At 56.7% G+C, this 14,913-nt stretch carries 16 protein-coding genes and 1 riboswitch; of the genes, 9 read left to right on the forward strand and 7 right to left on the reverse strand.

Annotation, left to right across the window (positions count from 1 at the left end):
* Positions 1-196 precede the first annotated feature (196 nt).
* The 3 genes from A6013_RS10255 to A6013_RS10265 form a co-directional block, all read right to left on the reverse strand.
* Positions 197-778 (reverse strand): Slp family lipoprotein, encoded by a 582-nt coding sequence (locus A6013_RS10255; RefSeq protein ID WP_041909497.1) that lies wholly within the window; start codon positions 776-778, stop codon positions 197-199.
* Between the two features lie 37 nt (positions 779-815).
* Entirely contained in the window at positions 816-1,511 is a 696-nt protein-coding gene (gene tsaB / locus A6013_RS10260; RefSeq protein WP_028013526.1) for a tRNA (adenosine(37)-N6)-threonylcarbamoyltransferase complex dimerization subunit type 1 TsaB, read from the reverse strand.
* Positions 1,512-1,577: 66 nt separating this feature from the next.
* Positions 1,578-3,488 (reverse strand): ATP-dependent DNA helicase, encoded by a 1,911-nt coding sequence (locus A6013_RS10265; RefSeq protein ID WP_045630788.1) that lies wholly within the window; start codon positions 3,486-3,488, stop codon positions 1,578-1,580.
* 133 nt (positions 3,489-3,621) lie between these two features.
* Between A6013_RS10265 and A6013_RS10270 the strand changes: the two genes are divergently transcribed.
* Positions 3,622-3,966, forward strand: coding sequence for a RidA family protein (locus A6013_RS10270; RefSeq protein WP_069733014.1), 345 nt, complete (start codon positions 3,622-3,624; stop codon positions 3,964-3,966).
* A gap of 6 nt (positions 3,967-3,972) precedes the next feature.
* Here the strand turns inward: A6013_RS10270 and A6013_RS10275 are convergent, their stop codons facing one another.
* Complete coding sequence (locus A6013_RS10275; RefSeq protein WP_008500497.1) at positions 3,973-4,155, reverse strand: YoaH family protein; 183 nt, start codon at positions 4,153-4,155, stop codon at positions 3,973-3,975.
* 61 nt (positions 4,156-4,216) lie between these two features.
* On the opposite strand from A6013_RS10275, the gene pabB reads away from it, so the two are divergent.
* From pabB to sdaA, 3 genes are all read left to right on the forward strand, one after another.
* Complete coding sequence (gene pabB, locus A6013_RS10280) at positions 4,217-5,545, forward strand: aminodeoxychorismate synthase component 1 (protein WP_069733015.1); 1,329 nt, start codon at positions 4,217-4,219, stop codon at positions 5,543-5,545.
* Between the two features lie 2 nt (positions 5,546-5,547).
* The gene (locus tag A6013_RS10285; protein WP_028013530.1) at positions 5,548-6,126 is read left to right on the forward strand and encodes a CoA pyrophosphatase; all 579 of its coding nucleotides are present in this window, start codon (positions 5,548-5,550) and stop codon (positions 6,124-6,126) included.
* A 184-nt stretch (positions 6,127-6,310) separates the two neighbouring features.
* Entirely contained in the window at positions 6,311-7,675 is a 1,365-nt protein-coding gene (gene sdaA / locus A6013_RS10290) for an L-serine ammonia-lyase (protein WP_028013531.1), read from the forward strand.
* A gap of 241 nt (positions 7,676-7,916) precedes the next feature.
* Here the strand turns inward: sdaA and yoaE are convergent, their stop codons facing one another.
* Both yoaE and A6013_RS27880 read right to left on the reverse strand, forming a co-directional pair.
* Positions 7,917-9,476 carry a CNNM family cation transport protein YoaE gene (yoaE, locus tag A6013_RS10295; protein ID WP_028013532.1) on the reverse strand — a complete coding sequence of 520 codons (1,560 nt, stop codon included), beginning with the start codon at positions 9,474-9,476 and terminating at the stop codon, positions 7,917-7,919.
* Entirely contained in the window at positions 9,464-9,673 is a 210-nt protein-coding gene (locus A6013_RS27880) for a hypothetical protein (RefSeq protein WP_370738829.1), read from the reverse strand. The genes yoaE and A6013_RS27880 overlap by 13 nt, the downstream gene beginning before the upstream one ends.
* Before the next feature lie 265 nt (positions 9,674-9,938).
* Between A6013_RS27880 and manX the strand changes: the two genes are divergently transcribed.
* The 5 genes from manX to mntP all read left to right on the forward strand — a co-directional run bounded on the left by manX (position 9,939) and on the right by mntP (position 14,098).
* On the forward strand, positions 9,939-10,907 hold the full coding sequence (manX, locus tag A6013_RS10300; RefSeq protein ID WP_028013533.1) for a PTS mannose transporter subunit IIAB: 969 nt from the start codon (positions 9,939-9,941) through the stop codon (positions 10,905-10,907).
* Positions 10,908-10,954: 47 nt separating this feature from the next.
* Entirely contained in the window at positions 10,955-11,755 is an 801-nt protein-coding gene (gene manY / locus A6013_RS10305; protein ID WP_003859914.1) for a PTS mannose transporter subunit IIC, read from the forward strand.
* A gap of 12 nt (positions 11,756-11,767) precedes the next feature.
* Positions 11,768-12,619 (forward strand): PTS mannose transporter subunit IID, encoded by an 852-nt coding sequence (locus A6013_RS10310; protein ID WP_006810994.1) that lies wholly within the window; start codon positions 11,768-11,770, stop codon positions 12,617-12,619.
* 54 nt (positions 12,620-12,673) lie between these two features.
* A complete protein-coding gene (locus A6013_RS10315; protein ID WP_047367801.1) occupies positions 12,674-13,132 on the forward strand; it encodes a DUF986 family protein in 459 nt (152 codons plus the stop codon).
* A gap of 198 nt (positions 13,133-13,330) precedes the next feature.
* Positions 13,331-13,521, forward strand: a riboswitch (yybP-ykoY riboswitch).
* Positions 13,522-13,531: 10 nt separating this feature from the next.
* Positions 13,532-14,098, forward strand: a complete 567-nt coding sequence (gene mntP / locus A6013_RS10320; RefSeq protein WP_041911997.1) for a manganese efflux pump MntP — start codon at positions 13,532-13,534, stop codon at positions 14,096-14,098.
* On the opposite strand, the gene rlmA is transcribed toward mntP, so the two are convergent.
* On the reverse strand, positions 14,095-14,910 hold the full coding sequence (rlmA, locus tag A6013_RS10325; RefSeq protein ID WP_069733016.1) for a 23S rRNA (guanine(745)-N(1))-methyltransferase: 816 nt from the start codon (positions 14,908-14,910) through the stop codon (positions 14,095-14,097). The two genes, mntP and rlmA, sit on opposite strands and share 4 nt — an antisense overlap.
* Positions 14,911-14,913: the final 3 nt, after the last annotated feature.

Genomic DNA, 14,913 nt, shown 5'->3' on the forward strand with positions numbered 1-14,913 from the left:
CCTCTGAAATGAGTGTTCGTCGTCATCACAGCCCCGATAATAAACAGTTTGTTAACATTATATTAACTCAGCGTACCAGTTTATTAATTGTTCAGATTGCAGGTTGCGAAGCGCGTCACTCTTTTTTTTCGTTTTATCCGTAAAAAAACAGAGACAGCGGCTGAGCCGCTGTCTCTTTCTTAATAATAACAGTAAGTTACTCAGTTACGATCGTTTGCACCTGTGCAGGGCCCGGGTTATACCAGCCCCATCCCGGATAACCGTAACGATAAGGATGTGGACCCCACATCCACGGGTCGATTGGCTGAGGCGGCATCACCACCTGCTGGGCGATACGCCAGCGCTTATAGCCGTTCACCTGCATGGTCATAAATTTATACGGCGTGTTGCCGATTTTGCCCTGCACCGAACCGGTAATCGGCCCGACAACGGTTACCAGCTGTCCGCGAAAATCGACCGGGTCGAGGAAACCACTAACGTCGGCATAGATACGCCCGCGAGAGGCTTCACCGAGTACGGGACGCGCGCCGCTGTCGAGCGGTACCGTGGCTATTTCCAGACGGGTTTTCCCCTGCTGGTTCTGAACGTCGATCACTTTCCCACCGAAGCGGGCTTCCTGGCCGACGTAAAGCTCGGGCGCATTCATTACCCGAACCAGATCCTGCTGTGGCGTCGGGCTGCTGCCCTTGATCGCATCAGGTACGGTTACGCAACCGCTCAGTGCTATGGCAACCGCGCCTGCCATAAAAAGGCGTACTACTTTAGTCTGAACCGCCATGATGCGACTCCTTTTTCTCAGTTCCTGTTACTGAGATTCATTCGCGGCCCGGAAGTTTCTTCCACGCGACGGTGTTTCGCAAATAAACCGGCTCCGCATGCTCAACGGCAACGGTTTTTCCTGCTGCAAGCAGTTGACGGGCAATCGGGAGCATATCTTCTGCCGCAGGCAGGAGCATGTTGCCGTCCACCAGCGTCACGCCGGTGCCTCTCGCCATCTCTGGCCACGCCGGCCAGCCCGTGCCGACCGTCGCCCACTCGCCGGACAGCTGCTTCAGGCGTTCAGTAACGGCTTCAGGCTTAAGCACTGCTTCCGTCTCTTCGCCGTGCCAGACGCCGTTTTCATCGCGGGTATATTCCGCCCAGTAAACTTCACCCATGCGAGCGTCAATAGCGGCGAGCACGCGGGTCGCGCCCGTCATGCGCCAGGCTCCCTCGGCCATCGTCGCGAGCGTAGAGACGCCGATCATCGGCAGGTCAGCGCCCAGCGCCAGCCCCTGCGCGATGCCAATCCCAATGCGCACGCCCGTAAAGCTGCCGGGGCCGCGGCCAAAGGCCAGCGCGTCGAGGTCGGTTAAGGTGGTGTTGCCCTGGGTTAAAATGGCTTTTACCAGGGGCAGAATACGCTGGGTGTGTTCCCGTGGGCACTCTTCGAAATGAGCAGAAACAGCACCGTCGTTCAACAGAGCAACAGAGCAAGCCTCTGTCGCGGTATCAATAGCCAGAATTCGCATCAGTCGTCGCGCTCTCGCAAGGGTCAGTCACAAAATGGCGCGCATCTTAGCACACTCCGGAGCGAATTACTCCGCCGTTGGGTTTGCCAGGAAACGCACCGCGCGTTTAATGTCCCGCGTACGCGGGGCGGGCGGCAGGCTGGCGAGGAACGTTGCGCCGTAAGGACGCATCACCAGGCGGTTATCGCAGATCACCAGCACGCCGCGGTCGGTGACGTCACGGATCAGTCGCCCTACCCCCTGCTTAAGCGTGATGACCGCGTCCGGTAGTTGAACGTCGTCGAACGGATCGCCGCCGCGCAGGCGGCAGTCTTCCATCCGCGCCTTGAGCAGCGGATCGTCCGGCGACGTGAACGGCAGCTTATCGATGATCACCAGCGAGAGCGTGTCGCCGCGCACGTCCACTCCTTCCCAGAAGCTGCTGGTTGCCACCAGCAGGGCGTTACCGGCGCTGACAAACTGCTGGAGCAGCTGGCCTTTACTGGTTTCCCCCTGTAGCAGCACCGGGAGGGTCATGGTGGCGCGAAACTGCTCGGCGAGATCGCGCATCATGGCGTGTGAGGTGCAGAGCATAAAGCAGCGCCCGTTGTTGGCCTCAATCATCGGCTTGAGCATCGCCGCGAGATGCCGCGCCGCGCCCGGCTGGTTCGGCAGCGGGAGATTGCGTGGCACGCAGAGCAGCGCCTGCTTTTCGTAATCAAACGGGCTGGGCAGCAGCAGTGATTCCGCCTGCTCAATACCGAGGCGCTCGGTGAAGTGATGCAGATCGTCATTTACAGACAGGGTTGCGGAAGTGAAGATCCAGCTTCCCGGCTTCTGCGCCATCACCTCTTTGAATTTATCGGCCACCGTCAGCGGCGTGAGCGCCAGGGTAAAGTGGCGCGAGGTGCATTCATACCAGTAGCTGTACCCCGGCTGGTTGATCTCTTTTAGCCGTTTGAGCCGCCCGCGATAGAGCGTGGCGCGTTCGAAGGCGGCGTCAAGCAGCGCGGAGCGTCCGAGGGACAGCTTCGCCACGTCGTAGCAGAGCTCAAGTGCATCATCGAGCAGCAGCAGCGCGCGCTGGATATTTTTGTCCGCCAGCAATTCGCGCAGGTTGCCGCGATAGCCCGGCTCGCCAAGCTGTAAGCGGAAATCCTGCGCGCTTTGCGCCAGACGGTCGGCACACTTCTGCAGCTGCTGGGTATCTTTGAGTTCGGTCCGGTAGGCAATGGTAAAATCTTTCGCCAGATCCTGTAGCTGGCGGCTGGAGAGCGACTGGCCGAAATACTGGCTGGCGATATCCGGTAACTGATGGGCTTCATCGAAGATCATCACGTCCGCCTCCGGGATCAGCTCGCCGAAACCGCTGTCCTTAACCACCATGTCCGCGAGGAACAGGTGGTGGTTCACCACCACCACGTCTGCGTCCATCGCGGTTTTGCGCGCTTTCACTACAAAACAGTCTTTATACAGCGGGCAGTCGCTGCCGAGGCAGTTGTCGTTGGTGCTGGTCACCAGCGGCCAGGCCGGGGAGTCTTCCGGCACGCTCGCGCAGGTGCTGATATCGCCCTCTTCGGTCTGGTTCGCCCAGGCGCGCAGGATAATGACGTCGCTCAGGGTTTGAACCGGCAGATCGCCGCCGGCCAGCGCCTGCTGTTCGAGTCGCTCCAGGCAGAGATAGTTGGAGCGCCCCTTCAGCAGGGCCAGACGGCCTTTATATTTCAGCGCTTTCGCAACCGTGGGCAAGTCGCGGCTGTAGAGCTGATCCTGCAGCGCTTTCGATCCGGTGGAAATTATCACCTTCTTTTTCGCCCGCAGCGCCGGCGCAAGGTAAGCATAGGTCTTACCCGTGCCGGTTCCGGCTTCAACCACCAGCGGCTGGGCCTTATCAATGGCGCGGGCAACGGCGTGCGCCATCTGTCGCTGAGGCTCACGGGGCTTGAAGCCGGGGATCGCCTGCGCTAATTGACCTTCAGGGGAAAAATCGTCTGCCACGTTGCTCTCTCACTGTATTTTTGCACAGGGATTATGTCAGCCCATCTTCTCCTGTGCCACCCCAAATAGTGACGACGGCAGAACAATATGGCAGTCTTGCCGCCTGACGACGAAAAATAACGAGGAAACGTTTATGACAATTGTGCGCATTGATGCCGAAGCCCGCTGGTCTGATGTGGTGATCCATAACCAGACGCTGTATTACACCGGTGTACCGTCAAATCTGGACGCGGATGCGTTCGAACAGACGGCGAATACCCTGGCGCAGATTGATGCCGTGCTGGAAAAACAGGGCAGCGATAAATCCCGCATTCTGGATGCGACCATTTTCCTGGCAAAAAAAGACGATTTCGCGGCGATGAATAAAGCCTGGGATGCGTGGGTGGTGGCAGGTCACGCGCCTGTACGCTGCACCGTACAGGCCACGCTGATGAAACCGGAATACAAGGTTGAGATCAAGATTATCGCGGCTGTTTAAGCCCGATTACTCTTCATCTTCATCCTCAAAACGCGCCACGATTCGCTCGCCGGTATGGGTGGCGCGCAGCTCCTCCGCCACCTGGGAAATCGCCTGTCCGCTGCTCATCCCCTGGGACATCAGTTCCTGAATTCGCTCAACCGCTTTCTGCTGCTGTTCATGGCTCAGAGAAGGTAAACCTGCAAACATCGTCAACTCCTGCTAAATTATTCGCGCTAATTATTTCACGCTGCCCGGTAGTATGCCATACATGAACATGCGCTTCCCCACTGTTGTTACCTTACCCTGGCGCGCTGACGCCGCTGAGTTCTGGTTTGCCCGTCTGAGCCATCTTCCTTTTGCCATGCTGCTGCACTCCGGCCATGCGGATCACCCGTACAGCCGCTTCGATATTCTGGTAGCCGATCCCCTGAAGACGCTGACGACCGACGATCTGTCGACGACGGACGATCCGCTGATGCAGCTTCAGCAGGAAATCAACGCGCTGGGCTTATCCGCTACCCCTAACCTGGACCTGCCCTTCCAGGGCGGCGCGCTGGGCCTGTTTGGCTACGATTTGGGTCGCCGCTTCGAGATGCTGCCCGAGCATGCGCAGGCGGATATTGCCCTGCCGGACATGGCCGTGGGGCTGTATGACTGGGCGTTGATTGTGGACCACCAGAAAAAAAGGGTCTCCCTGCTGAGCCATGATGACGTGCAGGCGCGTCTGGCCTGGCTTGAGGCACAACAGCCTGCTCCAGCTGAAGCGTTCACCCTGACCTCCGGCTGGCGCTCGAACATGACCGCGCCGGAATACGCGGAAAAATTCTCCCGCGTGCAGGCCTATCTGCAAAGCGGCGACTGCTATCAGGTTAACCTTGCCCAGCGTTTCCAGGCAGCATACCAGGGGGACGAATGGCAGGCGTTTACCCGTCTCAATGCCAGCAACAGGGCTCCGTTCAGCGCGTTCGTACGTCTGAAACAGGGGGCCATCCTCAGCCTGTCGCCGGAGCGTTTTATCCATCTGGCGGAAGGGACGATTCAGACCCGCCCGATTAAAGGCACGCTGCCGCGCCTTGCCGATCCGGACGCCGATCGCCAGCAGGCGGAGAAACTCGCCGGGTCACCGAAGGATCGCGCCGAAAACCTGATGATTGTCGACCTGATGCGTAACGATATTGGCCGGGTCGCCGAACCAGGCAGCGTGCGCGTGCCGGAGCTGTTCGTCGTCGAACCTTTCCCGGCAGTGCATCATCTGGTCAGCACCATCACCGCGCGTCTGCCCGCCTCTCGCACCGCCTGCGATCTGCTCCGGGCCGCGTTCCCGGGCGGCTCCATCACCGGTGCGCCAAAAATTCGCGCCATGGAAATCATCGACGAACTGGAACCGCACCGCCGCAACGCCTGGTGCGGCAGCATCGGCTATATCAGCCTGTGCGGCACCATGGATACCAGCATTACCATTCGCACGCTGACGGCCTGCGACGGCAATCTGTACTGTTCTGCGGGCGGCGGCATTGTGGCGGACAGCCAGGCCGAGGCGGAATATCAGGAAACCTTTGATAAGGTGAACCGCATCCTGAAGCAACTGGAGAACTAACGGTGGAGAAAGAGAACCTGACGCTGGATGATTTTCTGTCGCGCTTTCAGCTGCTACGGCCGCAGGTCAACCGCGCCACGCTGAATCAGCGTCAGGCGGCGGTGCTGATCCCGGTGGTGCGCCGGGAACAGCCGGGCCTGCTGCTTACGCAGCGTTCGCCGCATATGCGCAAACACGCCGGTCAGGTGGCCTTCCCGGGAGGCGCGGTGGACAGCACCGATGCGTCGCTGATTGCCGCCGCGCTGAGGGAAGCGCAGGAGGAGGTGGCGATCCCGCCTGACGCGGTAGAAGTCATCGGCGTGCTGCCGCCCGTCGACAGCGTGACCGGCTTTCAGGTCACGCCGGTCGTCGGCATTATCCCCCCCAATCTTCAGTATCATGCCAGCGTCGACGAAGTCTCTGCGGTGTTTGAGATGCCGCTTGAAGAGGCGCTCCGGCTAAGCCGCTATCATCCGCTGGATATCCATCGCCGGGGGCATGACCATAGGGTCTGGTTGTCCTGGTATCAGCATTATTTTGTCTGGGGCATGACGGCGGGCATCATTCGTGAACTGGCGCTACAAATCGGCCTGAAGCCTTGACTATACTTTACATTCCAGCCTTTTTTGCAGGTTTGCGATCCGCGTCGCGCTATTAGCAAAACCCATCGTTAACCATTAGTTTAATTCATGTGAATAGTTAAGCCGAGGTTGGTGTTCCCTCTTACACTATGCGCAGTTATAACATCGTTACTGGAACCCCGGTAACCCTGTCAGGAGTGTGAAAGTGATTAGTATATTCGACATGTTCAAAGTGGGGATTGGTCCGTCTTCTTCCCACACTGTAGGGCCGATGAAGGCCGGTAAACAGTTCGTCGATGATCTGGTCGAAAAAGGATTACTGGAAAGCGTTACCCGTGTCGCCGTAGACGTTTACGGTTCACTGTCATTAACGGGTAAAGGCCACCACACCGATATCGCCATTATTATGGGTCTGGCGGGCAATATGCCGGACACTGTTGATATTGATGCCATCCCGGCATTCATCCGCGACGTGGAAGCGCGCGGTCGCCTGCTGCTGGCTAACGGTCAGCACGAAGTGGATTTTCCGCAGGATGACGGCATGCGTTTTCGCAGCGACAACCTGCCGCTGCATGAAAACGGCATGACTATCCACGCCTGGAGCGGCGAAAAAGAGATCTACAGCAAAACCTACTACTCCATCGGCGGTGGCTTCATCGTTGACGAAGAGCATTTCGGTAAAGAGAGCGCGGGCGACGTGAACGTGCCCTATCCGTTCAAATCGGCCACCGAGATGCTGGGCTACTGCAAAGAGACCGGCTTATCGCTGTCCGGCATGGTGATGCAGAACGAGCTGGCGCTGCACAGCAAAAAAGAGATCGAAGACTATTTTGCCAACGTGTGGCAAACCATGCGCGCCTGTATCGATCGCGGGATGAACACCGAAGGCGTACTGCCAGGGCCACTGCGCGTGCCGCGTCGTGCCTCTGCCCTGCGCCGTATGCTGGTGACCACGGACAAATTCTCTAACGACCCGATGAACGTAGTTGACTGGGTGAACATGTTTGCTCTGGCGGTGAACGAAGAGAACGCCGCAGGGGGGCGCGTCGTGACTGCGCCAACCAACGGTGCGTGCGGGATCGTTCCGGCGGTGCTGGCCTACTACGATCACTTTATCGAGCCTGTGACGCCGGATATTTATATCCGTTATTTCCTCGCGGCAGGCGCTATCGGCGCGCTGTACAAGATGAACGCGTCCATTTCAGGCGCTGAAGTGGGCTGTCAGGGTGAAGTAGGCGTGGCCTGCTCCATGGCGGCGGCCGGTCTGGCCGAGCTGCTGGGCGCAAGCCCTGAACAGGTTTGCGTGGCGGCTGAAATTGGCATGGAGCATAACCTCGGTCTGACCTGTGACCCGGTCGCAGGCCAGGTGCAGGTGCCGTGCATTGAGCGTAACGCGATTGCCTCCGTCAAAGCGATTAACGCCTCGCGCATGGCGATGCGCCGTACCAGCGAACCACGCGTGTCGCTGGATAAGGTTATCGAAACCATGTACGAAACCGGCAAAGACATGAACGCGAAGTACCGTGAAACGTCGCGCGGCGGTCTGGCCATTAAGGTGCAGTGCGACTAATCCTCTCTTTCGCCCATCCGCAACGGATGGGCGAATTTCTCCCTTCATTCTCGTCTCCTTCTTCTTTCCCCACTACACTTTTACGGTCGCGGCTGCTCGCGCTCGGCCTGGCATCAGGCAGCGGCTAAATAGCGAACGGGTTGAGAGAGAAGCAGGCGCGGTAGTAACGCCACAATGGCTGGCGGGAAAATCTTCCCCGCCAGAAAGATCGTAACGGGCACATCGTACCCGTTAAGCAGACTTATTCGTCTTCGTCGTGTGCAGACTGTTCTTTAACAATGCGGACCAGATCGACGCGGTAGTCGTTAGCTTCAACGATAGTGATGTGCAATGGAGGAAGCTCGATCACATCCCCGACGCGGGGGATCTGACCGTTTACGGCGATAACCAGCCCCGCCACGGTTGCGATGTCTTCTTCATCGTTAACCACGTTTTCCAGCCCCAGCGTATGCGAGAGCGCGTGCAGGTCGGTCGCACCTTTGACCAGCCAGCCTTCGCCGTCGGCCACAATCTCAGGCGTTTCGTCTTCATCCGGGAATTCACCGGCAATCGCTTCAAGCACGTCCAGCGGCGTCACCAGCCCCTGTACCACACCAAACTCGTTGGTGACGATAACAAAGCTACCGCGCGCGCGACGCAATACGCCCAGCAGGTTGATCGGATCCAGCGTTTCCGGTACGACAATCGCTGGCGACGAAGCTGCAATGGCCTCCACGTTGACGCCCTCTTCCAGCGCCACCAGCATCTCTTTCGCCCGAACCACGCCGATGATTTCATCCAGTTCACCGCGACACACCGGGAACAGGCTGTGCGGAGATGAGAGCAATTGCTGACGAATTTCATCAACGCTCAGGTTCGCATCGACCCAGCTAATTTCCCCGCGCGGCGTCATGATGCCGCGCAGCGAGCGGGAGGCCAGGGAGAGCACGCCGTTAATCATGTAGCGTTCTTCTTCCACAAACGCCCCTTCCGGAACCGGCACCGGGTTACGGTTTTCAGGGTCAGACTGGACGTTCACCTGACGGCGTCCGCCCATCAGACGCAGAATGGCGTCCGCTGTACGGGCGCGCAGCGGCTGATTTGACTGCTGCTTAATAAAGTTACGGCGCGCAATCTGGTTGAACAGTTCGATCAGGATCGAGAAGCCAATCGCGGCGTACAGGTAGCCTTTAGGAATATGGAAGCCGAAACCTTCCGCCACCAGGCTCAAACCAATCATCAGCAGGAAGCTCAGACAGAGCACGACCACCGTCGGATGCTGGTTGACGAAGCGCGTCAGCGGTTTCGAGGCCAGCAGCATCACCGCCATCGCAATCACGACAGCCGCCATCATCACCGGCAGGTGGTTCACCATACCGACCGCGGTAATCACCGCATCCAGCGAGAAGACTGCATCCAGCACCACAATTTGCAGCACTACGACCCAGAAGCTGGCGTAACCCTTACCGTGACCATCATCATGCTGCCGGTTCTCCAGCCGTTCATGCAGCTCTGTTGTCGCTTTGAAGAGCAGGAATATCCCCCCGATTAGCATGATCAAATCACGGCCGGAGAAGGTGTAATCCATGACGGAGAACAGCGGTTTGGTCAGCGTGACCATCCACGAGATCACGGAGAGCAGCCCCAGTCGCATGACCAGCGCCAGCGAGAGTCCAATCAGACGCGCTTTATCACGCTGTTTTGGCGGCAGCTTGTCCGCAAGGATGGCGATAAACACAAGGTTATCAATACCGAGAACGATCTCCAGTACGACCAGCGTGAGCAGTCCCACCCAGATTGACGGGTCCATTAAGAATTCCATGACAAGCTCCTGCTAAAGGAATGACAAAACGGTGCCCCACTCAACGTGGGCAAAAAAGAGGCAGACAGAGTTGATACGTGGCGTGGTTCGCCGGTGAAAAAGGCGCGGAATGGCCTGGTAGATGACTGACGTCGGTGACGGTCCATATAGTGGGCTGTAGCCCTATACTCCTGAACAAGTAAACGGAGGCTAAACATATCAGAGAGACTGTGTTTTTAGCAAAGATTTACGTTCCTTTGCAAAGTTCTGTAACACAGCGGCTATACGCTACAGATAATTCTGTAACGCGTGGCTAAATTACGGATCTTCATCACATAAATTATTTTTTCACTATCTAAAATAATTCGCGGAAGTCTTAGTTTTTTGAACTCTAACCCTTATCTGAATCGATTCGGTTCGCCAATACGATTCTCAGTACGTCTGCCCGGCAGGCGTATTAATGATAATAAAAGGAGGTAGCAAGTGACCATTGCTATTGTCATAGGCACACATGGTTGGGCTGCTGAGCAGCTACTCAAAACGGCAGAGATGCTGTTGGGCGAGCAGGAAAACGTCGGCTGGATCGATTTCGTTCCCGGTGAAAATGCCGAGACGCTGATTGAGAAGTACAACGCTCAACTCGCGAAGCTGGATACCAGCAAAGGCGTGCTATTTCTCGTCGATACATGGGGCGGCAGTCCGTTTAATGCTGCCAGCCGCATTGTCGTCGATAAAGAGCATTATGAAGTCGTCGCCGGGGTAAACATTCCCATGCTGGTGGAAACCTTTATGGCGCGCGACGACAACCCAGGCTTCGATGAGCTGGTCGCGCTGGCCGTTGAAACCGGCCGCGAAGGGGTGAAAGCCCTGAAGGCTCAGCCGGTTGAAAAACCCGCCCCTGCCCCGGCTGCGGCGGCACCGAAAGCAGCGGCACCGGCAAAACCGATGGGACCGAACGATTACATGGTTATCGGCCTGGCGCGTATTGATGACCGTCTGATTCACGGACAGGTTGCGACTCGCTGGACCAAAGAGACCAACGTACAGCGTATCATCGTGGTCAGTGACGAAGTGGCCGCCGACACTGTCCGTAAAACCCTTCTGACTCAGGTTGCACCACCGGGCGTTACCGCGCACGTGGTGGATGTCGCCAAGATGATCCGCGTTTACAACAACCCGAAATATGCGGGTGAACGCGTGATGCTCCTGTTTACTAACCCGACAGACGTCGAGCGCATTGTTGAAGGCGGCGTGAAAATCACCTCCGTGAACATCGGCGGTATGGCTTTCCGTCAGGGCAAAACGCAGGTCAACAACGCGATTTCAGTTGATGCGAAAGATATCGAGGCGTTCAACAAGCTGAATGCTCGCGGTATTGAGCTGGAAGCCCGTAAGGTTTCCACTGACCAGAAACTGAAAATGATGGATTTGATCGGTAAAGTTGGGAAATAAGCCCGCGCCGGTTTTTCACATAAAGCTTATGTTATAGGAGAAGTACAATGGAGATTACCACTCTTCAGATTGTGCTGGTGTTCATCGTCGCGTGTATTGCGGGTATGGAATCCGTACTTGATGAATTTCAGTTCCACCGCCCTCTGGTGGCCTGTACGTTGATCGGTGCCGTTCTGGGTGATATGAAAACCGGTATCATCATCGGTGGTACGCTGGAAATGATCGCCCTGGGCTGGATGAACATCGGTGCCGCCGTTGCGCCTGATGCCGCACTGGCCTCAATCATCTCAACCGTTCTGGTTATTGCCGGTCATCAGAGTATTGGTGCAGGTATTGCCCTTGCCATTCCTCTGGCCGCAGCAGGCCAGGTGCTGACCATCATCGTTCGTACCATCACCGTGGCCTTCCAGCACGCGGCGGATAAGGCGGCCGAGAACGGCAACCTCACGGCACTCTCCTGGATCCACGTGTCGTCCCTGTTCCTGCAGGCGATGCGTATCGCAATCCCGGCGGTTATCGTTGCGATCTCTGTCGGCACCAGTGAAGTTCAGGGCATGCTGAACGCGATTCCTGAAGTGGTCACCAGCGGTCTGAACATCGCGGGCGGTATGATCGTCGTGGTAGGTTACGCGATGGTCATCAACATGATGCGCGCGGGCTACCTGATGCCGTTCTTCTACCTCGGCTTCGTCACCGCAGCATTCACCAACTTCAACCTGGTTGCGCTGGGCGTGATTGGTGCCGTGATGGCGATTCTCTACATCCAGCTCAGCCCGAAATACAACCGTGTTGCGGGTGCCCCAGCGCAGGCTGCTGGTAACAACGATCTCGATAACGAACTGGACTAACAGGTGAGCGAAATGGTTGATATGACAAAAACTACCACCGAGAAAAAACTCACTCCGGGTGATATTCGTGGCGTGTTCATCCGTTCTAACCTGTTTCAGGGTTCATGGAACTTCGAACGTATGCAGGCGCTGGGCTTCTGCTTCTCTATGGTGCCGGCGATAAAACGCCTCTACCCTGAGAACAACGAAGCACGCCGTCAGGCAATTAAGCGTCACCTGGAATTCTTCAACACCCATCCTTACGTCGCGGCTCCGGTTCTGGGCGTGACGCTGGCGATGGAAGAGCAGCGTGCGAACGGCGCGGAGATTGACGATGGTGCCATCAACGGTATCAAAGTCGGTCTGATGGGTCCGCTGGCCGGCGTGGGCGACCCTATCTTCTGGGGTACTGTTCGTCCGGTCTTCGCGGCGCTGGGTGCCGGGATCGCGATGAGCGGCAGCCTGCTCGGTCCTCTGTTGTTCTTTATCCTGTTCAACGCGGTACGTCTTCTGACCCGTTACTACGGCGTGGCCTATGGCTACCGTAAGGGCGTGGACATCGTTAAGGATATGGGCGGCGGCTTCCTGCAGAAACTGACCGAGGGGGCCTCTATTCTCGGCCTGTTTGTCATGGGGGCGCTGGTTAACAAGTGGACGCACGTGAACATCCCGCTGGTGGTTTCGACCATCACCGGTCAGGATGGTCAAACCCGCGTCACCACCGTGCAGACGATTCTGGACCAGCTGATGCCTGGCCTGGTGCCGCTGCTGTTGACCTTCGCCTGTATGTGGCTGCTGCGTAAGAAAGTGAACCCGCTGTGGATCATCGTTGGCTTCTTCGTCATCGGTATCGCGGGCTACGCTGTCGGCCTGCTGGGCCTGTAAAACATTGCGTTATCGACCGGGGGCTTGCCCCCGGTCTTTTTATCTGGAGGATGAATGACTGTTACGGACATCGTACTGGTGTTGTTTATTGTTGCCCTTCTGGCTTACGCGATCTATGACGAGTTCATTATGCCTCGCCGTAACGGCGAGACACTGCTGACCCTTCCCCTCTTACGCCGTGGACGCATTGATGCATTTATCTTCGCCGGCCTGGTGGTCATTCTGATTTACAATAACGTGACCAGCCACGGTGCAATATTAACCACATGGTTATTATGTGCGCTGGCATTAATGGCGATTTACCTGTTCTGGATCCGCTCGCCGAAACTCATTTTTAAAAAACAGGGATTCTTCTTTGCCAACGTATGGATAGAATATAACCGCATTAAAGAGATGAATTTATCCGAAGACGGCGTGTTAGTGATGCAATTAGAACAGCGCCGCCTGCTCATTCGGGTCAAAAATATTGATGACCTTGAGAAAATCTACACATTACTCGTTAAAACTCAATAATTTAACATTATAACCTCGGCTATATATTGTGATATTCTTTCGCAAAGAATATAGCCGTTGCTATATCTTCTCGCCTCTTTGACTTATATTTATTAACGATATTTTCACGCATAAACCTAAATGAAAATCGTTATCAAAGACGCAGATAAATTAAGCCTTGCTCGTTGTTGTTTTATATTCTCAAAATATGTTAAGGTTGCGCCCGTCGTTGGGGAGTAGCCGATTTCCTGCACGCAGGAAATGTACGCGTCAACATACTCGTTGAAAAACGTGGCGCGTACGGATCGCTTTCAGCACGCTTACCGTGCAAAAGAGTTCAGGCGAGACCATAGATACATCAACTGCTGTTTACTGGGGGCAGTGATGTGTCATATGGATATCCCCGGTCTGGACGCTCTTATGAACATCTCCGCTACGATCCTTCTCGCTTTTGGCATGTCTATGGATGCATTTGCCGCCTCCATCGGCAAAGGCGCCACGCTCCACAAACCTAAATTCACAGAAGCTCTGCGCACCGGTCTGATCTTTGGTGCCATCGAAACGCTGACGCCGCTCATCGGCTGGGGGTTGGGCATGCTCGCCAGCCAGTTCGTGCTGGAGTGGAACCACTGGATTGCGTTCGTCCTGTTGGTGTTTCTCGGAGGCCGAATGATGATTGAAGGTTTTCGCGGGAATGATGATGAAGATGAAGCACCGCTGCACCGCCACGGTTTCTGGCTGCTGGTCACCACGGCAATTGCCACCAGCCTGGACGCCATGGCCGTCGGGGTGGGTCTGGCATTCCTGCAGGTCAATATTATCGCCACCGCGCTGGCCATTGGCTGTGCAACGCTGATTATGTCCACGCTGGGCATGATGGTCGGGCGGTTTATCGGCCCGCTGCTGGGTAAACGCGCCGAGATCTTAGGCGGTATCGTGCTGATCGGCATTGGTGCCCAGATCCTCTGGGCACACTTCGCGCCTTAAGCGTCGCGCTGCCAGACGTGGATACTGAAATCTGTCTGGCAGCCAAACGTCGTCCGAGCCGCTAACGCATCCCATACTTCCGGCTTTGCCCGCCACGCGAATGGCGTCATCTGCAGCAGGGCTACCGCTTCTTCCCCGTTCAAATTCATTTCATACGCCACTGAATGCTCCTGCTTCAGCGTAAAGCCTTTCAGCTGTTCAGAGTGTGGGGCATGCAGACGCACCTCGTCGTAAATGAGTCCCTTCAGCTCCATCAGGTGACGCGGGCCCGGCGTGACGGTTATCACCCAGCCTCCGGGCTTCACGACGCGCGCCAGCTCATCTGCTTTACACGGCGCGTAGATGCGGATAATGGCATCCATACTGGCATTATCAAACGGCAGCCGGTGGCTGGATGCCACGCAAAACGTAACGCCAGCGTAACGTTTAGCCGCCGCGCGGATCGCCACTTTCGACACGTCGAGACCGAATGTCACGGCCCCCTTCTCCCGCACCACATCCGCAAACCGTGCGGTGTAGTACCCTTCCCCACAGCCTATATCAAGCATGGCGGACGCCGAATCAGGCAGTAAGTCACCCAGCATCTGCGCCACCGTCTCCCGCAGCGGCAGATAGTGCCCGGCATCGAGAAACGCCCTGCGCGCCTGCATCATCTCTGCGCTATCGCCCGGATCGCGGGAGCGCTTGTGCTGCACCGGAAGAAGATTCACATACCCTTCTTTCGCCATATCAAACTGATGTCCCTGCGGACAGGCATAACTTTTATCTGAGCGCGTCAGTGACGCGTGGCAAAGGGGACAGCTGAAGGACATGGA

The organism is Enterobacter sp. IF2SW-B1 (assembly GCF_001743375.1).
Lineage (GTDB): Bacteria > Pseudomonadota > Gammaproteobacteria > Enterobacterales > Enterobacteriaceae > Enterobacter > Enterobacter bugandensis.